The organism is Caulobacter hibisci (genome assembly GCF_016135805.1).
GTDB lineage: Bacteria > Pseudomonadota > Alphaproteobacteria > Caulobacterales > Caulobacteraceae > Caulobacter > Caulobacter hibisci.
Genome location: NZ_JADWOX010000006.1, coordinates 203,610 through 224,490 on the forward strand (window position 1 = coordinate 203,610; position 20,881 = coordinate 224,490).

18 protein-coding genes are annotated in these 20,881 nt (G+C 66.7%); 5 read left to right on the forward strand and 13 right to left on the reverse strand.

Annotated features, from left to right (window positions below):
- Positions 1-120: 120 nt before the first annotated feature.
- Positions 121-3,222: a PAS domain S-box protein gene (locus tag I4Q42_RS11230; RefSeq protein ID WP_198576159.1), complete on the forward strand. Its 3,102-nt coding sequence runs from the start codon at positions 121-123 to the stop codon at positions 3,220-3,222.
- Positions 3,223-3,593: 371 nt separating this feature from the next.
- Here the strand turns inward: I4Q42_RS11230 and I4Q42_RS11235 are convergent, their stop codons facing one another.
- From I4Q42_RS11235 to I4Q42_RS11260, 6 genes are all read right to left on the reverse strand, one after another.
- Entirely contained in the window at positions 3,594-4,220 is a 627-nt protein-coding gene (locus tag I4Q42_RS11235) for a site-specific integrase (RefSeq protein ID WP_198576160.1), read from the reverse strand.
- Between the two features lie 141 nt (positions 4,221-4,361).
- Positions 4,362-6,146 (reverse strand): SLC13 family permease, encoded by a 1,785-nt coding sequence (locus I4Q42_RS11240; protein ID WP_198576161.1) that lies wholly within the window; start codon positions 6,144-6,146, stop codon positions 4,362-4,364.
- A 107-nt stretch (positions 6,147-6,253) separates the two neighbouring features.
- Positions 6,254-7,453: a Na+/H+ antiporter NhaA gene (gene nhaA, locus I4Q42_RS11245; RefSeq protein WP_198576162.1), complete on the reverse strand. Its 1,200-nt coding sequence runs from the start codon at positions 7,451-7,453 to the stop codon at positions 6,254-6,256.
- 226 nt (positions 7,454-7,679) lie between these two features.
- A complete protein-coding gene (locus tag I4Q42_RS11250) occupies positions 7,680-8,105 on the reverse strand; it encodes a VOC family protein (RefSeq protein ID WP_198576163.1) in 426 nt (141 codons plus the stop codon).
- Between the two features lie 247 nt (positions 8,106-8,352).
- Positions 8,353-9,276: an alpha/beta hydrolase gene (locus I4Q42_RS11255; protein WP_198576164.1), complete on the reverse strand. Its 924-nt coding sequence runs from the start codon at positions 9,274-9,276 to the stop codon at positions 8,353-8,355.
- Between the two features lie 77 nt (positions 9,277-9,353).
- A complete protein-coding gene (locus I4Q42_RS11260; RefSeq protein WP_198576165.1) occupies positions 9,354-9,758 on the reverse strand; it encodes a hypothetical protein in 405 nt (134 codons plus the stop codon).
- 158 nt (positions 9,759-9,916) lie between these two features.
- Between I4Q42_RS11260 and I4Q42_RS11265 the strand changes: the two genes are divergently transcribed.
- Positions 9,917-10,636, forward strand: coding sequence for a response regulator (locus I4Q42_RS11265; protein WP_198576166.1), 720 nt, complete (start codon positions 9,917-9,919; stop codon positions 10,634-10,636).
- Positions 10,636-12,000, forward strand: coding sequence for an ATP-binding protein (locus I4Q42_RS11270; protein WP_198576167.1), 1,365 nt, complete (start codon positions 10,636-10,638; stop codon positions 11,998-12,000). Before I4Q42_RS11265 ends, I4Q42_RS11270 begins: the two co-directional genes overlap by 1 nt.
- A 445-nt stretch (positions 12,001-12,445) precedes the next feature.
- Here I4Q42_RS11270 and I4Q42_RS11275 read toward each other — a convergent pair whose 3' ends face one another.
- The 3 genes from I4Q42_RS11275 to I4Q42_RS11285 form a co-directional block, all read right to left on the reverse strand.
- A complete protein-coding gene (locus I4Q42_RS11275) occupies positions 12,446-12,811 on the reverse strand; it encodes a response regulator transcription factor (protein WP_116568721.1) in 366 nt (121 codons plus the stop codon).
- A 344-nt stretch (positions 12,812-13,155) separates the two neighbouring features.
- On the reverse strand, positions 13,156-13,530 hold the full coding sequence (locus I4Q42_RS11280; protein ID WP_198576168.1) for a response regulator: 375 nt from the start codon (positions 13,528-13,530) through the stop codon (positions 13,156-13,158).
- Positions 13,475-15,133, reverse strand: coding sequence for an ATP-binding protein (locus I4Q42_RS11285; RefSeq protein WP_198576169.1), 1,659 nt, complete (start codon positions 15,131-15,133; stop codon positions 13,475-13,477). The genes I4Q42_RS11280 and I4Q42_RS11285 overlap by 56 nt, the downstream gene beginning before the upstream one ends.
- A 341-nt stretch (positions 15,134-15,474) precedes the next feature.
- Here I4Q42_RS11285 and I4Q42_RS11290 point away from each other — a divergent pair, with 341 nt between their 5' ends.
- The gene (locus I4Q42_RS11290; protein WP_133244788.1) at positions 15,475-15,804 is read left to right on the forward strand and encodes a hypothetical protein; all 330 of its coding nucleotides are present in this window, start codon (positions 15,475-15,477) and stop codon (positions 15,802-15,804) included.
- Between the two features lie 107 nt (positions 15,805-15,911).
- Here the strand turns inward: I4Q42_RS11290 and I4Q42_RS11295 are convergent, their stop codons facing one another.
- The 3 genes from I4Q42_RS11295 to I4Q42_RS11305 all read right to left on the reverse strand — a co-directional run bounded on the left by I4Q42_RS11295 (position 15,912) and on the right by I4Q42_RS11305 (position 19,730).
- Entirely contained in the window at positions 15,912-17,468 is a 1,557-nt protein-coding gene (locus I4Q42_RS11295; protein ID WP_198576170.1) for a PAS domain-containing hybrid sensor histidine kinase/response regulator, read from the reverse strand.
- 10 nt (positions 17,469-17,478) lie between these two features.
- The gene (locus tag I4Q42_RS11300) at positions 17,479-18,225 is read right to left on the reverse strand and encodes an alpha/beta fold hydrolase (protein WP_198576171.1); all 747 of its coding nucleotides are present in this window, start codon (positions 18,223-18,225) and stop codon (positions 17,479-17,481) included.
- 104 nt (positions 18,226-18,329) lie between these two features.
- Positions 18,330-19,730 carry a methyl-accepting chemotaxis protein gene (locus I4Q42_RS11305; protein WP_198576172.1) on the reverse strand — a complete coding sequence of 467 codons (1,401 nt, stop codon included), beginning with the start codon at positions 19,728-19,730 and terminating at the stop codon, positions 18,330-18,332.
- Positions 19,731-19,859: 129 nt separating this feature from the next.
- Here I4Q42_RS11305 and I4Q42_RS11310 point away from each other — a divergent pair, with 129 nt between their 5' ends.
- On the forward strand, positions 19,860-20,387 hold the full coding sequence (locus I4Q42_RS11310; RefSeq protein ID WP_232793044.1) for a MarR family winged helix-turn-helix transcriptional regulator: 528 nt from the start codon (positions 19,860-19,862) through the stop codon (positions 20,385-20,387).
- Positions 20,388-20,473: 86 nt separating this feature from the next.
- On the opposite strand, the gene I4Q42_RS11315 is transcribed toward I4Q42_RS11310, so the two are convergent.
- A complete protein-coding gene (locus tag I4Q42_RS11315; RefSeq protein WP_116568728.1) occupies positions 20,474-20,872 on the reverse strand; it encodes a response regulator in 399 nt (132 codons plus the stop codon).
- Between the last annotated feature and the right edge of the window lie 9 nt (positions 20,873-20,881).

Sequence of the window (20,881 nt, forward strand, 5' to 3'; positions counted from 1 at the left end):
CTGTCATGTCGCTTTTCCGACAGATCGCTGCAGACGACCGAACCGATCGGGCGGCTTGGCGTTGAAGTCAGGCGCCGTCCATAAGCTTCACCGCACGCGGCGCCTGGGGATTTGAAAGCAATGTCGTTCGGCGTGGATCTACGCGAACCGGGACCGTCCTTCCTGGCGGGCGACAGCGAAATGGCGCGCCTGATCGCGGCCCACGATTGGAGCGCCACCGCGCTTGGTCCGCTCGACGCCTGGCCCGCTCATCTGAAGACCGTCACCAGCCTGATCCTGCGCTGCCACGTGCCCATCGTCACCCTTTGGGGCGAGGACGGCCTGATGATCTATAACGACGCCTATTCGGTCTTCGCCGGCGGGCGACACCCGCAGCTCCTCGGCTCCAAGGTCCGCGAGGGCTGGGACGAGGTGGCCGACTTCAACGACAACGTCATGCGCGTGGGTCTGGCCGGCGGCAATCTCAGCTTCCAGGACCAGGAACTGACCCTGCACCGCAGCGGCGCGCCCGAACAGGTCTGGATGGATCTGGACTACTCGCCGATCCTCGATGAGGCGGGCCGTCCGGTCGGCGTGATCGCCATCGTCATCGAAACCACCCAGAAGGTCCTGGCGCGCCGCGTGCTGGGCGAGTCCGAGGCGCAGCTGCGGCGCGCCCAGGAGGCCGGCGGCGTGGGCCTGTTCACTATCGACATCCGCCAAAACCAGCTGCGCGGCACCCCGGAGTTCTACCGGCTGTTTGGTCTGCCCCAGGTCGAGGTCGCCCCGCCAGAGGACATTCAGCGCTTGGTCGCGCCGGAAGATCGCCTGACGATCTCCGACGCGGCCCGCCGGGCAAGCGGCCAGGCCGCGCTCGACGTGGAATACCGCATCCATCGCGCCGATGACGGCCGTGAACGGATCATCGCGCGGCGCGGCGAATATGAGCGCGACGCCGACGGCCTGCCCGTCCGGCTCGTCGGCGTGGTGCAGGACGTCACCGAGCGTCGCGCCGAGCAGAGAGCGCTCGAACAAAGCGAGGCGCAGTTTCGGGCCCTGACCCAGGCCCTGCCCAACCAGGTGTGGACGGCGACGCCGTCCGGGGACTTGGACTGGTTCAACGCCCGGGTGCTGGACGACACCGGCTCGACCACCGAGCAGTTGCTGGGCAGCGGCTGGTCGCAGCTTGTCCACCCCGAGGACCTGGCGGCGACCGCCGAGCGCTGGAGCCGGGCGGTCGCGTCGGGCGAGACCTATGAGGCTGAGTTTCGCATCCGCGACCGCGAAGGCCGCTATCGCTGGCATCTGAGCCGCGCGGTGCCGCTGCGCGACGCCGATGAGGCGGTTATTCGTTGGGTGGGGACCAACACCGACATCCACGACCAGAAGCTGGCCGAGGCGCAAAGCACGCGTGATCGTGACCGCATGTGGACGATGTCGCAGGACTTGATGCTGGTCTGCGATTTCGAGGGCATGGTCACCACGGCCAACCCTTCGGTCACCCGTCTGCTCGGCTGGGACCTCGAGGAATTCGTCGGCAAGCCGCTGACCGATTTCATCCATCCGGCGGACCTGGAGACCACGACGGCGGAGCTGGAGAAGCTCTCGACAGGCCGCACGACCCTGGCCTTTGAGAACCGCTACCGCACCAAGGCCGGCGGCTATCGCCTGCTCGAATGGACCGCCGTGCCCGAGGCTGGGCGTATCCATGCCGTCGGACGCGACATCACCAAGGAGCGGGCCGCCGCGCGCGACCAGGAGCGGATCTGGACCCTGTCGCCGGTGCTCAAGATCGTCGCCGGCCAGGACGGCGTCATCGCCGCGATCAATCCGGCCTGGACGCATGTACTGGGCTGGAGCACCGAAGAGACGCTGGGGCGCACGCTCGGTTACTTCCTGTCGGCGGAGGACCGCGACGCCGGCCAGGCGATCCTGGAGCGCCTCGCGCGTGGAGAGCGCGTGCGTGACGAACAGATCACCCTGGACGCCCAGGATGGCGAGCGTCGACACATCGTCTGGACCTTTGCCGGCGAGGGCGACACCATCTACGGCTTTGGCCGCGACGTCACCGAGCAACGGGCGGTCGAGGACGCCCTGCGCCAGAGCCAGAAGATGGAGGCGGTGGGTCAGTTGACCGGCGGCATCGCCCACGACTTCAACAACCTGCTGCAGGGCATCACCGGCAGCCTGGACCTGGTTCAAAAGCGCATCGCCCAGGGCCGGATGGCCGAGCTGGACCGCTTCGTCACCGGCGCGATGAACTCGGCCAATCGCGCCTCAGCCTTGACCCACCGCCTGCTGGCCTTTTCGCGCCGCCAGCCGCTCGACCCGCGCCCCGTGCGGGCCAATCCGCTGGTCGCCTCGATGGAGGATCTCCTGCGCCGTACATTGGGCGAACGGGTGCATTTGGAACTGGTCTTGGCCGGCGGATTGTGGACGACGCTGTGCGATCCCAACCAGTTGGAGAGCGCCCTGCTCAACCTGGCCATCAACGCCCGTGACGCGATGCCCGACGGCGGCAAGCTGACCATCGAAACCTGCAACGCGCATCTGGACAGCCAGTACGCGGCGCGCCAGCGCGAGGTCGCGCCCGGGCAATATGTCTGCATCTGCGTCACCGACACCGGCGTGGGCATGGACGAGGCGACCATCACGCGGGCCTTCGAGCCGTTCTTCACCACCAAGCCGATCGGTCAGGGCACGGGCCTGGGCCTGTCGATGATCTACGGCTTTGCCCGCCAGTCGGAGGGCTACGCCAAGATCTACAGCGAGGTGGGCAAGGGCACGACGTTCAAGCTTTACCTCCCGCGTTTCCGTGGGCCGACCGAGGACGACCACGCGCTTCCGGAACTGTCGCACGACCACCAGGCCCATGCCGGCGAGACGGTGCTGGTCGTGGAGGACGAACCGGTGGTGCGCGGACTGATCGTCGAGGTGCTCAGCGACCTGGGCTATGCAGCGATCGAGGCCGCCGACGGTAACCAGGGCCTGGAGATCTTGCAATCCAAGCGCCGGATCGACCTGATGATCACCGACATGGGCCTGCCCGGGCTCAACGGGCGACAGATCGCCGACGCCGGGCGTCAGTTGCGTCCCGAGCTGCGCGTGCTGTTCATGACCGGCTACGCCGAGAACGCAGCCCTTGCCTCGGGCTTCCTGGAGCCCGGCATGGCGATGATCACCAAGCCGTTCGCCATGGAACTCCTAGCCACGCGGGTACGCGAGATCCTCGGAGAAGCCTAGTCTTCGCTGCTCGATCCCCAACTAACTGCGGCAGGCCGATGCGTTGGTCAATGCAGCGCCATGAGCGGACTCCCGAACTGCTCCAGAAACACGACGTTCGATGATATGCTTGGGTCAGCGCACGGAGTACGCCATGGGTCGCTGGGTATCGTCACACCCCGCCGACATTGCTTGGCGCCGTGAGCAGATGAGCATCAACAATGACATCGCAGGCCTAGCCAGATGTCCGCGGGCAGATCAGTTCGCCGCCGAGCTTGAAGCACGGCATCTCAGCCCCGCAGATCGGCGGGACGCGCTGAAAGACTATTTCCTGGGAAGGGCTCGGGAGTCGTCATAGCAAAAGTCCGCCGCACCCAAGCCGTGAAGCGACGTCAAAGGTCGATCTGCTCTGACATCTCCAGCGCGTCATCCACCTCGATCCCAAGATAGCGCACGGTGCTTTCCAGCTTCCGATGGCCGAGTAGCAACTGACACGCTCGGAGGTTGCCCGTTTTCTTGTAAATCAGCGCCACCTTCGTTCGGCGCAGGCTGTGCGTGCCGTAGGCGCAGGGCTCCAGGTCAATCATCGCCACCCAGTGATTTACGAGCCGAGCATATTGACGGGTCGTGATGTGCTCGCCAGGCCGTGACCGGCTTGGGAAGAGCCAGTCGTCCGTTCGGCGGCCGCGGCGTTGCAGCCAGACCGCCAGAGAATCTCGCGTTGGCTCGGTGATCTCGAACGGCACGGGCTGGCCCGTCTTCTGTTGGATAATCGTGGCGCGGGCGCGTAGCGAGCCACCTGGGGCGACATCGCAAATTCGCAGCTTAACCAGGTCGCATCCTCGAAGCTTGGCATCGATCGCACAGTTGAATAACGCGAGGTCCCGAACACGCCCGGTGGTTTTCAGTTGCTGCCTGATCCCCCAAACATGCTTGGGTTTGAAAGGCGGCTTAGGACCGATGAGCCGGCGATGGTTCCAGGGTTGCTTGGGTGAAAGAAAAAGGTCGAGCTGAGCCATGTCACGCCTCCAGCGTGCCAGTGTCCCTCCCCGGCATTCTACGCCCGTTTTCTGCGTTCGGGCGCCGGAGGCTGTCTTGGATGCTTTCCAGCTTCCAGACATTCAACGCGGATGGCCAAGCTTGCCTCATGTCATGCTGCATCACCGTCCAGCGAACGGCCAGACCACGGCGATGAGGCTTGGCGCCACCAGCAGGATCAGCACGGTCAGCGGCGCACCCAACCTGGCATAATCGCCGAACCGATAGCCGCCCGGGCCCAGGACCAGGGTGTTGCACTGGTGACCGACCGGCGTGAGGAAATCGCACCCCGCCCCAACCGCCACGGCCATCAGGAAAGGATCCGGGCTCAAGCCCAAATGCTTGGCCAGACCCAGGCCGATGGGCGCGACGATAAGCACTGTGGCGGCGTTGTTCAGGAACGGCGTGGCGGCCATGGCCACGGCCATCATCGCCGTCAGGGTCAACAGCGGCGGCATGCCGTGGAACGCGCCCGATAGCCAACTGGCGATCAGGTCGGTGCCGCCGCTGGCCTGGATGGTGTCGCTGACCGGTATCAGGGCGGCCACCAGCACCAACACCGGGGCATCCAGCGCCGCATAGGCCTCGCGCATGCGGAGGGCGCCGGTCACGACCACCAACACGGCGGCGGCGAAGAACCCGCCGGCCACCGGCAGGACGCCAAACGCCACCAGCAGCATGGCCACCGCCAGGATGGCCGTCGGCAGCAACGCATGGCGAAAGCCGCCCAACCGCACCTCCCGCTCGGCCAGCGGCAGGCAGCCAAGGGCCTGCAGCGCGGTCGGCAGAAGTTGTTCCGCGCCCTGCAGCACCAGGATGTCGCCGGCCTTCATTCGCACCGTGGCCAGACGACCGGCCATGCGGTAGCCAGCGCGGCTGACGCCCAGCAGGTTGACGCCATAGGTGTCGTTGAGGGGGAGGCTCTTGGCCGTCTGGCCGATCAGGTCGGATTCAGCGCCGATCACGGCCTCGACCACCCGCACCTCGTCGGTCGGCTCGTCCATCACAACGGGCCGGTCGGCGTCGTTGAGCTTCAGCCTGGCCTTGACGATCAGTTCGCTGAGCGCCTGTTGCTGGCCTTCCAATAACAGCACGTCACCGGGCAGCAGCTTGCGATTGGGATGCGGTGAGGAGATCCGCTTGCGGCTGCGCAACAGGGCCACGACCACAACCGCTTCCCCGGCCGCCTTTTGCAGGTCGGCGACCCGCGAGCGCTCGAAACTCCAGCCCTTGGGAACCTCCACCTCCGTGACATAGGCGTTGGCCGCCAGGGCCGCGTCGATGTCGATGGCCGCCGTCCTCGCCTTGGGCAGCAGGCGATAGGCGAACGCCAAATAGACGATCGCCATCACCGCCAGCGTGCCGCCCACCGGCATGAAGTCGAACATCCGGAATGGCTTGCCAAGAGCTTCCTGCCGCACTTCGGAGACGATGATGTTGGGCGAGGTGCCCACCAGCAGCGCCAGGCCGCCGACCAGGGAGCCGAAGGACATCGGCATCAGCAGACGGCTTGGAGATACGCCGGTGTTGCGGGCTATGCGCAGAGCCGAGGGCATCATCAGGGCCAGGGCCCCGACGTTCTTGGTCATCATCGACAGCACGGTCGTGGCGGTCGACAGCACCGGTACCTGGGTGCGTTCGTCCTTCAGGTGGGGCAATAGCGGCGCCATCAGCGTGTCGACCAGGCCCGAGCGCGAGATCGCCGCGCTCAGCACCAGGGCGCTGGCGATGATGATGACGATGTCGTTGGAAAAGCCATCGAACGCCGACTTGATCGGGATCAGCCCAAACACCACCCCCACGGCCAGGGCGCCCAGCGCGATGAGGTCATAGCGCCAACGTCCCCAGATGAAGAGCAAGACTGTGGCGCCGATCAGGCCGAACGACAGTCCCTGTTGCAGCGTCAAGCTTCGCTCCTCCCCCGGTCGCAGATGCGCTGCGTCGCGCAGACAACGGCGCAGGCGGCTATCCGTTCAGGGGGCGGCGCGAGTTCCACAGCAACGCTGGGATCGCTTCAGGCGGACGCCTCGACGTCCGGCGTCTTTCGCCCCGCGCCGCCGAGGATCGCCATGCCCAGCAGGGCCGACAACAGCGAGCCGACCAGCACCCCAATCTTGGTCTCGTCGATCAGGTGCGGATCACGGAAGGCCAGGCCGCCGATGAACAGGCTCATGGTGAAGCCGACGCCGCACAACACCGCCACGCCGTAGAGCTGTCCCAGGGAAGCGCCGCGCGGCAGCCGCGCCCAGCCCATCCGGATCAGGCCGAAGGCGACGCCGAACACGCCCAACTGCTTGCCGACGAAGAGGCCCAGGGCCACGCCCAGAGGGATGGGATCAAGCAGGGCCGCCAGACCGATCCCCGCGAACGACAGGCCCGCGTTGGCGAATCCGAAGATCGGCGTGACGCTGAACGCCACGGGCTTGTGCAGGGCGTGCTCCAGTCGATGAAGCGGCGAGTGGTCGCCGGCGCGCAGCGGGATGGTCAGCGCCAGGGCGACGCCGGCCAGGGTGGCGTGGATCCCCGACTCCAGCACCAGGAACCACAGGACCACGCCCAGCAGCAGATAGGGCCACAGGCTCATCACCTTCAGTCGGTTCAGGGCGATCAGGACGAGCAGCACCGCGCCCGCCCCGGCCAGGGCCATCAGGTGCAGTTGCTCGGTGTAGAACAGGGCGATAATCACGATGGCCGCCAGATCGTCCATGATGGCGATGGCGGTCAGGAAAACCTTCAGCGAAGCTGGCACGCGCGGCCCCATCAGCGCGAGCACGCCCAGGGCGAAGGCGATGTCGGTGGCCGAAGGGATGGCCCAGCCCGCGACGCTGGCGGGGTGACCCAGGTTGAAAGCCAGATAGATCAGCGCCGGAACGGCGACGCCGCTCAGGGCCGCCGCTCCCGGCAGCAGCACATCCGCCGGGCGCGAGAGCTGGCCGCCCAGGACCTCGCGCTTGATCTCCAGCCCGACGAGCAGGAAGAACAGCGCCATCAGGCCGTCGTTGATCCAATGCAGGACGCTTTCGTCCAGATGCACGGGCCCCAGCGTGAAGCCGAGGTGGAATCCCAGGCCCTTGAAATAGGCGTCGGCCAGCGGCGAGTTGGCCACGACCAGGGCCAGGGCCGCGCTGGCCATGAGCAGATAGCCGCCCGAGGCCTCGTGGGCGATGAAGGTCTTGAACGCTGATGTCGTCGTCCTGACGGCCTTGCCGATCATGCGCTGCGTCTCCGGTCGGAAGCGGCGTGGCATGTGACGTCGAGCGGGCTCGCAATCAGGCCACGACCGCATCCCATTATGGGTTTGCGTCGTGGCGCCAGGTTATCGACGGGCGCCTGACTGGATTCGCTGAAAGCGCCAGCCCGGTCGCCGGAGCGACCTGATAGCTAGCCCCACAAATAGGGGTTGAGGCCCGCTAAAACAACCAAGCCATGGCTGACGGCGGTCAAGGTTCGCGGAAAACCGCCTCGATATTGTTGCCATCGGGATCCAGCACGAAAGCCGCGAAATAGCCCGAGGGGTAACCGCCCGTTCGAGGCCCGGGCGCGCCGTTGTCGCGGCCGCCCACGGCCAAGGCTGTTGCATGGAAAGCCTGCACCTCGTCGCGGATGCGCGCCCGAAACGCCGTGTGTTGCTTCACGCCCAAGGGGTGGAAAAGGTCGATCCAGAAGATCGGGTAATCCGCGCCATAGCCGACGCCGGCCAGATCCGGATCGTCCGCGCTGGTCGCGGCCCCAAAGCTTCGCGTGATCCGCATCAGGGGACGAAGGCCAAGGGTCGCCAGGGTTGCGTCATAGAACCGGGCGGCGGCGCGAATGTCAGCGACACCGATGCCGGTATGATCGATCCGCCAGTTTGGGTCTTGGGTCATCGCGCAGTCTCAACCTGAGCCTGAACGCTAGCGAAGCGATCGCGGTTTGCCTACCGCGCGCAGGCGCCTGGCGGCGGCGACCAAGACCATGGGTAAGGCTGACGTCTCCTCGCCCCCGTCCAGTCTTCGCCTCGACTGGATTCGGCTGCCCCGCGCATGAGCGGTCGTTGAATGATTTGAAGGAAGCGCAGATTCACGTTGCGCCTGCGCGACTGAGGTCAATCGATCATTCCAAGATTGAGCGCCCTCATTGCGCTAGTCGCTCCCGGATGAACCTGTCCACGGCGTCGGTGTAGTCGCCGGGCAGACCCAGGGTGCGGTTGATGTCTGCGTGGGTCAGGACGCGGGGCAGGACCGGCATCGGGACGCCCGAGTGCTTGGTCAGGGCCTGGAAGGCGCGGGCGTCGTCGCAAGGCTTGTCGGGGCGCTTGGTCGAGCAGATCAGGAACATCGGCACGGCCGAGGGCGTCCACTGGTCCATCGGCGAGGCCTGGTCCCAGCCGGCGGGATCGCTCCCGAACGCCTCGTCGTAGAACTTCGGATGGCGGCCAGCCATGGTCGTGGAGATCTTCATCGCGGCGGAGTCCAGCACCACCGAGCCGGCCCAAGGCCTGCCGACCATGTTCGGCTTGGACGACAGCAGGGCGACGATGTGCGCCCCGGCCGAGTGGCCCATCAGGATCAGCTTGCGGTCGCTGGCACCCCAATCGCGGGCGTGGTCTTGCGTCCAGCGCACAGCGGCGGCGACGTCCTGGGCCTGCGTGTAGGCCATGGCCTGGGGCAGCATGCGGTAGTTGACGCTGACGAACACGTAGCCCTTGGGCAGCCAGTGGCGCAGCTTGTTCTCTACCGAGCCTGTATTGGCCTTGTCGCCGACCTTCCAGGCCCCGCCATGAACCATGACGATCACCGGCGCGTCGCGCGGGGCGCCCGGCGGGACATAGATGTCGAGGGCCTGGGCCGGGTCGGCGCCGTACGAGACCGTCAGCTTGCGGGCGCCGGGCAGGATAGCCTGGAGGTCGATCGGACGCTCCTCCTCGGCCTTCTTCTGCTGCAGGCGCTCGATCATGCGCTCGCGCATCTTGCCGCGCAGGCCGATCTGGGCCTCGGCGGCGCTGGTGAAGGCCACGGCGGCGGCCAGGCTCAGGGCCAGCAGATGGGTTTTCTTCAAGGTCAGTCCTCGCGCAGAGGGAAAACTGCGGCCGGCGCGCGCAAGACCAGGGGGCTGCGCGCGCCGGCCAGTCGCGATCAGGGACGGCTCACGACGCCGCTGACCGAACGGGTGTCACCATCGTAGCCGGTGCGGCTGTGGCTGTAGCTGTACGTGCCGTCGTGGTTGTCGACGACGCTGGTGGCGCGGCTGGCCGAGGCGCCGTTGTTGAATGTGCGGCTGGCGCCGCCCGAATAGACGCCATCGCCCCAGTTGGCGCCGCGCTGGCTGGCAACGCCGTAGCCGCCATTGGTCTGGGTCCCGCGCGAAACCGAGACGGCCCCGGGCTGGCGGCTGACGTGGCGGTCGTGGGCATAGCTCCGGCCGTAGGCGCCCTGGACGTGCACGGTCCGGCCGTGCTGGCCGGCCTCCGCGGCGGGGGCGAACGCGATGAACAGGGCCGTGGCGGTCATGCCGGCGGCGGCGAGAACGGACTTACGCATGGTGTGTCTCCGTCGGTTTGGGTGACGTCCCTCGTCGCCGCACAGAAAACACGCTGGGATGCTCACCTTGATGTTCCGCCATCGACGAAACGTGTCGAAATGTAATCGTCGCCCCCTCGGCCTTTTGCGCGCGCCCGGCCTGGGGCAAGGCTTTGGCCATGAACGACAACACCCTGATCGCGGTGGTCGAGGACGACGCCGAGATCCGCGACCTGACCCTGGGCCTGCTGCGCCGCGATGGCTGGGAGGCTGTGGGCTGCGAGGATGTCGCCGCCTTCGACCGCCTGGCCGCCCGCCGCCGCGTCGACCTTGTCCTGTTGGACATCATGATGCCCGGCGAGGACGGCCTGTCGCTGTGCCGCCGCCTGCGGGCTACGGGCGACACGGCGATCCTGATGGTCACCGCCAAGGGCGACGACATCGACCGCGTAGTCGGGCTGGAAATCGGCGCCGATGACTACCTGGCCAAACCCTACGTCCCGCGCGAGCTGCTGGCCCGGGTGCGCGCCATCCTGCGGCGCACGCGTGACGTCCACCGCGTGACCGCCGTCCCGCCGGGCGAGGTCTACGGCTTCGCCGGCTGGCGGCTCGACTCGGCCAGCCGCGACCTCGTCGATGCCGAGGGACGGCCGGTGACCCTGACCGGCGGCGAGCACGACCTCTTGATGGCTTTCCTGCGCCACGCCCAGCGGGTGCTGAGTCGCGACCAACTGCTGGACTGGACCCGCGGCCGCAGCGCCGCGCCGTTCGACCGCTCGATCGACGTCCTGCTGGGGCGCCTGCGCCGTAAGCTGGCCTCGGGCGCGGGCGGCCAGGGGCTGATCAAGACCGTACGCGGCGGCGGGTATCTTTTCAGCGCACCAGTCGAGCGCCTCTGATGGTGCTTCTCGACAACCTCTCCTCGCGCATCGCCGCCATCCTGCTGGCGGGGCTGACGGCGCTCTTGGTGCTGGGCGCGGCCCTGCTGATCTGGCCGACCGAGAGCGGCGGCGGGGTGCGGTTCTACCAGTTGCCCCAGCCCGAGGAGGCCCTGGCCATGGTCGAAGCGCTGGAAGCCTCGCCGGCCTCGGCCCGGCCCGCCGTGATGAAGGCGCTGGACACCGGGGTGATCCGCGCGAGCCTGGGCGACGATTTCCCCGATCCCCTGCGCCGGGCCCGGCCGGCCGACGCCCGCGATCCCGGCTACGCCGCCTATGGCCGGACCCTGGCCGGGCGCGACTGGCGGGTCGAGGTGCGGCGCAGCGGCCGGCTGCGTGAGGCCCCCATGCCTGGCCGCGCGGCCCTGCGCCTGTCGGTTCGGCTGAAGGATGGAGACGTCCTGACCCTGCGCCGCCGCGCGCCCGAGGCCGCCCGCCGCTATCTGGGCCGTATCACCCTGGCCTGCGCCGCTCTGCTGGCGGTGACCCTTTTGATGATCCTGGTGGCCGTCCGCCAGACCACGCGGCCGGTCGAGAGCTTGGCCCGGGCCGTGACCAGCTTTGGCGATGATTTGGACGCCTCGCCCCTGCCGCCAGGCGGGCCACGCGAGATCCGAGAGCTGTCAGCCGCCTTCAATACCATGCGCGGCCGCATCCGGGGCTTGGTCGACGAGCGCACCCGCATGCTGGCGGCCATCGCCCACGACCTGCGCACCTACCTGACCCGCCTGACCCTGCGGGCCGAGTTCATCGCCGACCCCCAGCAGCGGACCAAGGCGACCAAGGATCTCGCCGAGATGTCCCAACTGCTGGACGACACCCTGCTGTTCGCCCGCCAGGAGGCCAGACGTGGCGAGGGCGCGCGACCGATCGAGGTCCGCCGCGAGCTGGAGACCCTGGTCGCCTTGCGCGCCGAGATGGGCCAGGCCCTGACCCTGGCGCCCGGTGCGACGGCCACGGCGCTGGTCTCACCCGTCGCCCTGCGGCGGATGCTGAACAACCTGGTCGATAACGCCGTGGCCTATGGCGGCGCGGCGACCCTGACGGTCGAGGTCACGGCGGACGAGGTTCGCATCGCGGTGCTGGATCGCGGTCCCGGCCTGCCAGATGCAGCGCTGGCCCGTATCACCGCCCCGTTCGAGCGCGGTGAGGCCTCGCGCAACCGCCGCACCGGCGGGGCTGGCCTGGGCCTCTCGATCGTACGAGCCCTGGCCCACGCGCATGGGGGCCGGCTGGTGCTGGCCAACCGCGAGAGCGGCGGGTTGTCGGCGATGGTGGTGTTGCCGGCAGCGTACGACGATCGCAGCACCCGGCTGACGCTCTAGCGCCAATAGCACCCCTTGGTGCGCCTCCAGGATGCTGACCTTCAACACTGGCGAAGCCGCTGATCCTGCTTCGCGATAAGTGGTCGCCGATAGCCTGCCGCCCTCCCCTTGTATCGGGTCAAGCGCGCTTGCTCAGGACATCGCGCGGAAATCCGGCCGCGAGATGATCGATGAGGGCTCGGACGGCCGGGGACAGACCAAGGCGTGTCGTTAAGACGAGATGCGCGATGCGACGGGCGCTCTTTTCGTGGACGCCATAATTCCGCTTGAGGAACGCATGCTGAGCCGCCCGGTCGTGAGCGCCCTCATGCCAAGCGGCCTCGCGCTGGCAGCGTGAAGCTTAATGCTACTCGCCGTCAAACAGTCAAACAGCGACGCTGTCTTTGGGGAGGATAGAGGTAGCGCCACGCCTCTCAGCCGACCTACGGCTATCCGAGCTGCGCACTCACCCGGCCAAGCGCCGAACAGTTGTCCAGAGCTCATCTGCGCTGAACGGCTTGCACAGAGCCGCGTCGGCGCCGAGCGCCATCGCACTCGCGAGCATCTGGCCTGCAGCCAACGGGCCTGCGCCCGACGACATCGCGATGATTCCGACGCTGGGATAGGTCCTGCGGATTTCTATGATGGTTTCGATCCCCTCTTTGACGGGCATGAAGAGGTCGATCAAGACGAGATCGTAGCAGTTGACCTGTAGCAGTTCCAAAGCCTGAGCGCCGTCTGCGACGCAATTGCATCCAGCTCCCGCCAGCTGAACTGTGGAGGCGGCAAAGTCCCGGACGAGCGGATCATCGTCGACGATCAAAATATTCATTGTCACCCCAGCAGTTGGCTAAGAGCATAGTCTGAGGAGTCGCATCCAGAACGAGGCATGTTGTCGCGCCGATGCAAGCGACGGTGAACCGCCCGCTACACCTCTTCCTCGCAATGCCGGCGCGTGTTCTAGGCTAACCCGCTTACACGCTAGAAGGAAAAAAGCCCCGATAGCGTTAAGCGAGCGCCCTTCGATAACGTAGGAACTTAGCACCCGTAACCCGGACCTTCCCAAGGTCCCCAATTGGTGTCACCGGCCTTGGTCTTTGGTGTAGCGACTGAGCCCTAGCGGCTGCACCTCAGACACAGTCTAACGACTGGTCCTCCACCAATGACCTTCTCCATTTAGCGCCCGCGACCAACGGTGGGCGGCGAGGACGGAGCTGCTGCGATCAGCTTACTGATGCAAGTGGCGAGATCATCTAAGCGAAAAGGTTTCTCGAGAATCTCGGCGCCACCGGGCAGGGTCAGCTCAGGGCGCGCAAACCCGGTCAGGACGAGGATCGGCAAATCCTCGATCAACGTCCGCGCCGACCGGGCAAGATCCGCGCCGTCGCGTTCCGGCATCGAGAGGTCGGTCACCAGAACGTCCGCCCCGGCGCTCGCCAGCACTTCAAGCGCGGCTTCGCAAGATCGGGCCGTAACGACCAGGAATCCCTTTTCCTCAAGCGAGGCGGCCGTGGCCGCCAGCACCGTCGGATCGTCGTCGACCAGCAGCACCTTGGTCCCCAGGGCGGTCACGGGCGCGGCGCTGCGGGCCTGTTCGGGTTCGGGGGCGGCGGCCGGCCTTAGCCATAGGCGAACCCGTGGTACCCTGCCCCACAGCGCTGTGGACGGTGAGCGCGCCGCCAGACTGGGCCGCCAGCCCATGAACCATCGAAAGGCCCAGTCCGGTGCCCTTGCCGATCGGCTTGGTGGTGAAAAAAGGCTCGGTCGCACGGCCAAGCGTCTCCTCGTTCATGCCCACGCCCGTGTCGCTCAGAGAAACCCGCGCGTAGCGTCCCGATTTCAGCCCGTCTTCGGATCGGCCAAGGGCCATGTCGCCGCACACGCGCAGCTCGCCGCCGTCCGGCATGGCGTCGCGCGCATTGATCGCCAGATTGAGTAGCGCCAGCTCCAGCTGCGTGGGATCGATATGCACATAGAGCGGCTGGTCGTGCAGTTGCACGCTGACCCGCACCGCCCCGCCGACCGACTGCTCGAGCAGCGGTGTCAGGTCCGTCAGAAGCTGGCCAACGTCGATATTGCGAGCGGCCAGATCCTGGCGGCGGGCAAAGCTCAAAAGCCTCTGAATCAGCCCCTTGGCGCGCTCGGCGCTTTCCAGTGCCGCCAGAGCAAGCTTGGCGTTCCGGGGCTCGCCGCCGAGGCGGCGGGCCAAAATATCGAGCCCTGCGATGATCGGCGTGAGCAGATTGTTGAAGTCATGGGCGACGCCGCCGGTCATCTGTCCCAAGGCTTCTAGGCGCTGGGCGGAGAGATCTCGGGTCAGTTGCGCCCGCTGCGCCGCAAGTTCGCGACGCGCCAGCCGCGCCAGCAGTAAAGCCACTAGCAGCGTCGACAATCCCACGAGGACAAGGATGCTGACGCCTTGCGTCATGGGCCGTGCATAAAGGCTCGCCGGAAGGGCGGTCACCACGATCCAGGCGGTGTCGGCCACGGGTTGGGCCATCACCATCAGGGTGTCGCGTTCGACCGGTTTGGCGGTGTGCAGCGAAGCCCTCGCCGCCGAAAGCAGCGGCTCCGATGCGCTCTGGCCCGCGCTCTGGGGTCTGTCGGACCGCGCGACGATGCGGCCCGCATCGTCGATCAGGGTGATCGACCAGTCCTTGGGCGCCTTGGCCAAGGCGAGCAGCCTGCCCAGTTCCCCAGGATCGACCACGATCGAGACGACATACAGCACCCTGCCGTCTCTGAGGACCGGCGCGCGCACGGCGAAGGCCGGCCTGCCGGCCGGCCCGCGGATAATCGAACCGACCTGCGCCTGACCGGTTCGAACTGTGCGGGCGTGGCTGGCCAGCTCAACCACGCGCCCGCCGGGCTTGCCGCTGATGGGCCGCGGTATGTCGATCAGGCGGACCCCCGCCTGGTCGCTGACGCTCACCGTGCGCCAGAGGGGCTCGCCTGTGAGGAAACGCAGGCCAAGCGTCCGAAACCGTGGTTCGTCGATGGACGCTTCCAAGGCCGGCGAGCCGGCGATCATCTGCGCCGCGCGCCGATCGGCGCGAAGTTCGCGACTGACGAGGACGGACGAGAACTGTGCAAGATCGTCGGCGCGCCGGCTTATCGCGTGACGCTCCTGCCGTGCAAAGAGCGTGGAGACCAAGGCTGCGGCCAGCAGGGTTGGCAGCAAGACCGAGGGAAAAAGAGACCCAAAAGTCTGCGCACGCCGATCCCCCGCCCTTGGCGAAGTTATGTCACGAACGCGCGCGCGGCTATCCGAAAGAGCTCGGACGACCTCGTGATCTATGGGGCGGCGCGAGCGGGCGCTCGCGCCGCCAAGCGGCCAACGGCCGGCGTAGGGCGCCCCGCAGCGACGATACACCGCATTGGTCAGCCGATGGGACTAGCCGAGGATGCCCTGGGCCCCCAAGGGCCTCCAGCATGATCTGCTGCGCGACATTCACCGGCCCCGCCCTGTGGGTGGGGTTTGCGGCGAGGGCTACGATGGACCGCCAGCATCAAGATCATCAGGTCGACGGCGTCGTCCTTGCGCAACTGAATGCCACCGTCGAGCGGCTAAGGGCGAGCGGTGCTGCGCTGATCGAGCGCGCCGAACGCGCCGAGGCCGCCTGCTTGGATCTGCAGGCGGTGCTGGAGTACACACTGTCGCTGGTTCTCTGCGATGAAGAGACCCGGCGTGGGGCCCTTGCGGAGATCGCTTTCCGAATGACCGGGGATCCGCTGCTCGAGCCGACCAGCCAAGCCTCGCCAAAATTCGCAGAGGCGGGTTGGCGGCCGGTGGTGGTCGCTGGCGGCCGCCCGCGCGAGCGTTAAGCTCGCACAATCGCCTTCGGCTCGGTGGCTGCCGGCCCGCGGCCGCCAAGCGCTTTTCGTGGTCGATCGGGGGACTGGAGCCGCCAGCTTGTGAACCGCGCTCCAGATCACGCGGTAAGAGCGCTGAGGCTGAGCGCCTCTTGGATGCCGGCAAACAGGGCTGCGGCAGAGACCGGCTTGGAGATATGCACATCAGCGCCAGCCGCCAGGGCTTCGGCGCGATGATGATCCATGGCGTTGGCGCTCAGGACGGCGACGGGTGTTCTGGCCCCTGGATCTCGCCGCGCTTCCTCGGCCCGGATGGCCCGGATCGCGGTGAGGCCGTCCATGACCGGCATCTGCAGGTCCATCAACACCAAATCAAACGGGGCGCCTCGCCAGGCCTCAAGCCCGAGCGCCCCGTTGGCCGCGATAGAAAGCTCAACCTCGGCCTCGGCCAGGATTAGGCTGACGACCCTCTGGTTGATCTTGTTGTCTTCGACGAGCAGGATCCGCAAAGGCTGATCGAGGTCGCCTGGGGCTTCGACCGGGCGCTCTGCGGCAGGCGTATCGACGGCCACAAGCGGGATTCTCGCGACAAACAAGCTCCCCTGACCGGGCGTGGAGACGGCGTCGATCGTCCCGCCCATCTGGTCGACCAAAGCCTTGCTGATCGCCAAACCCAAGCCAACGCCGCCGAACCGGCGATTGATGCCGGTGTCGGCTTGATGAAACGGCTGGAAAAGGGCCTGCGCCTGATCCTGGTCAAAGCCAATGCCGCTGTCCTGAACAGAAAGGACCAGAGTCGAGGGTCCCTCGGCTCTTTCCACCGTTAAGGCGACGCGCACCGCGCCGCGATCGGTGAACTTGATGGCGTTGGATGTGAGGTTCCCCAGAACCTGCCTTAGCCGAACGCCATCGCCCAGGAACCGTCCTTCCAGGCCAGGGCCGCGGACGTCCTCGAACGCAAGGCCTTTGGCGCGCGCCGAGAGCGCGGCCAGTTCCAAGACCCCGCTCAGTTCCGCCGTCGGCGTGAAGGGCCCAAGGTTCAAACTGGGCGCTGAGGCCTCCACCCGCGAGATCTCGAGGATGTCGCCGACCAGCCGCTCCAGGGTCACGGCGGAAGTCTCGATCAGCGCCACCATCTCGCGCTGGCGCTTGGTAAGCTCGGTCCGGCTCAAGGCGCTGAGCACACCGACGACGCCGTTGAGCGGCGTACGGATCTCATGGCTGACATTGGCGAGGAAGTCGGCCTTCACGCGCTGGGCGCTCAAGGCTTCCCGACGGGCCTTGGGCCCCTCCGCCTCATACGCGCGCGCCGCCACGACGCGGCTCATCGCCATGTGGATCTCGCCCGGGCCGCCTTCGGCGTCCGTTGCCTGGACGGCGTTGATCATCACAGGCACCCGTTGCCCATCGGACCGCAGGACGTCCAAGACGATTTCCTCGACCCGTCCGCCCATGGCCAGTTGGGCCTGCAGGCGGCCCTGGATAAAAACCCGACTCGCCACGGTCAGCAGCCCCGTGAACTTGAGCTTGCCTGCGACCGTTTCGGCGCCCAACCCCATTAGCTCGCAAAAATAGGGGTTGGCCGTCAGGATCGTCAGCTCTGAGTCCAGGCTGAGGAGCCCGCAAGGCGCCAGGCGGTAGAGGCGATCTTGGTCGTCCAAAGGCACGGAAGGCATTCGAAGACTCTCAGCAATAGCCTGTGGGCCCCGCCCCGAAGAAGGCGCGCATAGCGCCGATCACCGCCTTGGGCGCGGTCAGATGGGGGCTGTGACCGGTCGCTTGCAGGACAACGCGTTGGCTGCTCTCGATCGCGGCGTGGACGAAGGCGCCGACTTCGGGCGGCGCGAGGGCGTCGTCGCTGCACTCAATCAGGAGCGTGGGCGTGGCCACGGCGCGGCACTGCGCCCGATGGTCCGAAAGAAAGGTGGCGCGCGCGAAGTCGTCGGCGATCGCCGCGTCGATCCGGCAAACCTTGTCGCGCCACTCGTCCTGAAAGGCGGCGTCGTCGACCACGGCCGGCGCCAGCGCGGCCGACCAGTCCAACTGGTTCTTGGCGAGGAGATCGATCAGGTCCTCAAGATCGGCTTGCTCAAATCCGCCGACATAGCCCTCATCATTGGCAAACCGCGGCGAGGCGCAGATCAGGATCAGCCTCTCGAAAAGGTCGGGCCGCCTGACCGCCGCCAAGACCCCAATCATGGCGCTCACCGAGTGGCCGACGAAGGTGACGCGGCTCAGGCCCTGGCTCTCGCAGATCTCGATGACGTCGGCCGCATAGCCTTCCAGCCCCGCGTATTTTTGCCGATCGTAGGCGCTGGCGTCGGAATCGCCGGCGCCAACGTGATCGAACAGCACCACTCTGCCGCAGACGGTAAAATGCGGCGCCACCAGACGCCACATCGACTGGTCGCAGCCAAAGCCGTGAGCGAACATCAGGGTCTGCGGGCCCTGGCCGTAGATCGTGACGTTGTTCCTGTGCCGCACATCCATGGGCATGACCTTTAAGACCGGTTCGGCGGTGCGCGGTAAAGGCGCGTTCACGCGGCCAAGGCCCGCGCGCCTTGCAAGGACGGCGCTTGAGCGCCGATCTCGAACCGGCAGACCAGCTGCGTCAAGTGATGGCTCTCGCTTTCGATACTGGCGGCAGCGGCGGTGGCTTCCTCCACCATCGCCGCGTTCTGTTGTGTGACCTGATCCATCTGGTTTACGGCGGCGTTGACCTGGTTGAGGCTAGCGGCCTGCTCTTGGGCTGAGCGCGAGATTGAGCCGATCAAGCCATCGATGTCGGTCACCTTGTCGACGATCCCCGTCAGGGCTTGGCCCGTTTCGGTGACGAGCTTGACGCCGCGCGCCACCTGTTGGCCGCTAGTCGAGATCAGCACCTTGATTTCCTTGGCCGCCTCAGCCGAACGCTGGGCCAGAGAGCGGACTTCCTGGGCCACGACCGCAAAGCCGCGGCCTGCATCGCCCGCGCGGGCGGCCTCGACGCCGGCGTTGAGCGCCAAAAGGTTCGTCTGGAAAGCGATCTCGTCGATCACCCCAACGATCTGGCTGACCTGGGTGGCGCTTTGAGCGATCTGATCCATCGCCGCGACCGCTTCGCGCATCACCTCGCCCGAAGACCCCGCGTCGACCCGCGCGCCCGATGCGGCCAAGGCGGCTTGACGGGCGCCGTCGGCGCTGGCCCGGACCGTAGCGGTGATCTGGTCCAGAGCCGCCGCCGTCTCTTCGAGACTGGCCGCCTGCTGCTCGGTGCGACGCGAAAGATCCTCGGCCGCGATGGCGATCTCGCCGGCGCCCATGCGCAGGTTGCCGGTGGTGCCGGCGATGGCCCTCATCGCTTCAGCGAGGCTCTCGGCGGAACGGTTGAAATCCTGCTTGATGCGATCGAACCCGCCAGGGAAATCGGCCTCGATCCGCGTCGTCAGATCCCCTTTTGCTAGCCGCTCAAGGCAGCCGGCCAGCGTCGAGACCACCAGGTTCTGTTCGGCTTCAGCGCGATCGCGTTCGGCGAGGCTTGCGGCCTGCCGCCGGCGAACGTCGGTAATGTCGGTGGCGAACTTGATGATCTTGTAGGGTTTGCCCTCCGCGTCAAAGAGCGGGTTGTAGGCGCCCTGGATCCAGACCTCGGCCCCGCCAGCGCCGAAGCGCCGGTAGGCGTCGGCGAAGAATTCCCCTGCCCGCAGCCGGTCCCAGAACTGGGCGTATCGGGGGCTCGCCGCATCCGCCGGCTCGACGAACATGCTGTGGTGGCGGCCTTGGATCTCGTCCAGCCGATAGCCCATGGTCGCCAGGAAGTTCTCGTTGGCGTCAATGATCGTCCCGTCCAACTGAAACTCGATGACCGCCTGTGACCGATGGATGGCCGCCGCGATCGCCTTTAGCTCCGCGATCTGCGCGCGAAGGGCGGCCGCCTGCCTGTTGCCGATGCCAAACAATGTCGCGAACTCCAAAACGGTGAATGAGCCCCTCTCTAAATGGCGATGCTTAAGACATGATTATATCGATCGCGATATTTGCGGATCTCGGTAAATGGAAAGCTACCTTTAACGAAGCCCGCCTATTGGATGGACAGGATCGAACAAGCGAGCGTCCCCCTCATGTCATCTCCCGCTATCTCGGCTACGTCGCTGTACGATGAAGCCGGCTATGGGGAACTGCACCTCGACAAGCAGTTGTGCCTGGCCCTGCAGGTTGCCAGTAGCCTCATCACCAAGATCTATCGCGGCCTGCTGGAGCCCCTTGGCCTCACCCACCCGCAGTATCTGGTGCTGATCGCGTTGTGGGAGCGTCCCGGGCGCTCCAGCATGGGCGATCTTCGCCGCGGCCTCTGCATGGACACCGGCGCGGTGACACCGCTTGTCAAGCGTATGGAGGCGGCCGGTCTGTTGCGCCGGTCACGAGACGACGCCGATGAGCGCCGGGTGTGGGTTGATCTGACCGAGGAAGGCTGGGCGCTGCGCGATCGGGTGCTTGAGGTGCGGCGCGGCGTCGTCGACCGTCTGCCGCTTTCAGCCAACGAGATCGCGGCCATGCGCTCGGGCCTCCAGGCGCTCAACGCAGGACTGCTCGAAAGGTCTCCGCCGCTACGCTGAGGTCGCGACAGCTCGTCGGACACCGGAGCGTTTCGGCTGGGCCGAAAGTCGGCGGCGGCGCGATGCTCCAGGCGCAGCATCGCTATTCAGACGGCCTTGGCGTCGTCAACGGACCGCTCGCGCTTGAGAAGCGCACAAATCTCAGAGACGAGCCCATCGCCGGTCCAGGGCTTTTCCAGCAGCATCGCGCCACTGGCGCGGATCTCGGCATGAAGGTGGCGCTTGGGGTTTGTCGCGGTGAAGATCGCCGGCCCTGCATAGCCCTTGGCCCGTATCCGCGAGAGGAGCCCGACAGGCGAGACGGCGGGATAATCGGCGTCAACGAGCAGGCAGTCCGGGTGGGCGCGACCGGCTCGCCCCAAAGCCTCGGGACCGGACTGAACCTCGACATCGAAGCCTTCCAATCGCAGGGCGAAGATCAAGGAGGCGGCCACGGCGGAGTCGCGTTCGAGCACCCAGACCAAAGGTCTTGATGGCATCACCATGGGCGTCGT

Excerpts from the sequence above, each read along its gene's own strand:
- I4Q42_RS11230 (WP_198576159.1), top strand. The coding sequence starts at position 121 with ATGTCGTTCGGCGTGGATCTACGCGAACCGGGACCGTCCTTCCTGGCG.
- I4Q42_RS11235 (WP_198576160.1), bottom strand. The coding sequence starts at position 4,220 with ATGGCTCAGCTCGACCTTTTTCTTTCACCCAAGCAACCCTGGAACCAT.
- nhaA (WP_198576162.1), bottom strand. The coding sequence starts at position 7,453 with ATGATCGGCAAGGCCGTCAGGACGACGACATCAGCGTTCAAGACCTTC.
- I4Q42_RS11250 (WP_198576163.1), bottom strand. The coding sequence starts at position 8,105 with ATGACCCAAGACCCAAACTGGCGGATCGATCATACCGGCATCGGTGTC.
- I4Q42_RS11260 (WP_198576165.1), bottom strand. The coding sequence starts at position 9,758 with ATGCGTAAGTCCGTTCTCGCCGCCGCCGGCATGACCGCCACGGCCCTG.
- I4Q42_RS11265 (WP_198576166.1), top strand. The coding sequence starts at position 9,917 with ATGAACGACAACACCCTGATCGCGGTGGTCGAGGACGACGCCGAGATC.
- I4Q42_RS11270 (WP_198576167.1), top strand. The coding sequence starts at position 10,636 with ATGGTGCTTCTCGACAACCTCTCCTCGCGCATCGCCGCCATCCTGCTG.
- I4Q42_RS11275 (WP_116568721.1), bottom strand. The coding sequence starts at position 12,811 with ATGAATATTTTGATCGTCGACGATGATCCGCTCGTCCGGGACTTTGCC.
- I4Q42_RS11290 (WP_133244788.1), top strand. The coding sequence starts at position 15,475 with ATGGACCGCCAGCATCAAGATCATCAGGTCGACGGCGTCGTCCTTGCG.
- I4Q42_RS11295 (WP_198576170.1), bottom strand. The coding sequence starts at position 17,468 with ATGCCTTCCGTGCCTTTGGACGACCAAGATCGCCTCTACCGCCTGGCG.
- I4Q42_RS11300 (WP_198576171.1), bottom strand. The coding sequence starts at position 18,225 with ATGTTCGCTCACGGCTTTGGCTGCGACCAGTCGATGTGGCGTCTGGTG.
- I4Q42_RS11310 (WP_232793044.1), top strand. The coding sequence starts at position 19,860 with ATGGACAGGATCGAACAAGCGAGCGTCCCCCTCATGTCATCTCCCGCT.
- I4Q42_RS11315 (WP_116568728.1), bottom strand. The coding sequence starts at position 20,872 with ATGGTGATGCCATCAAGACCTTTGGTCTGGGTGCTCGAACGCGACTCC.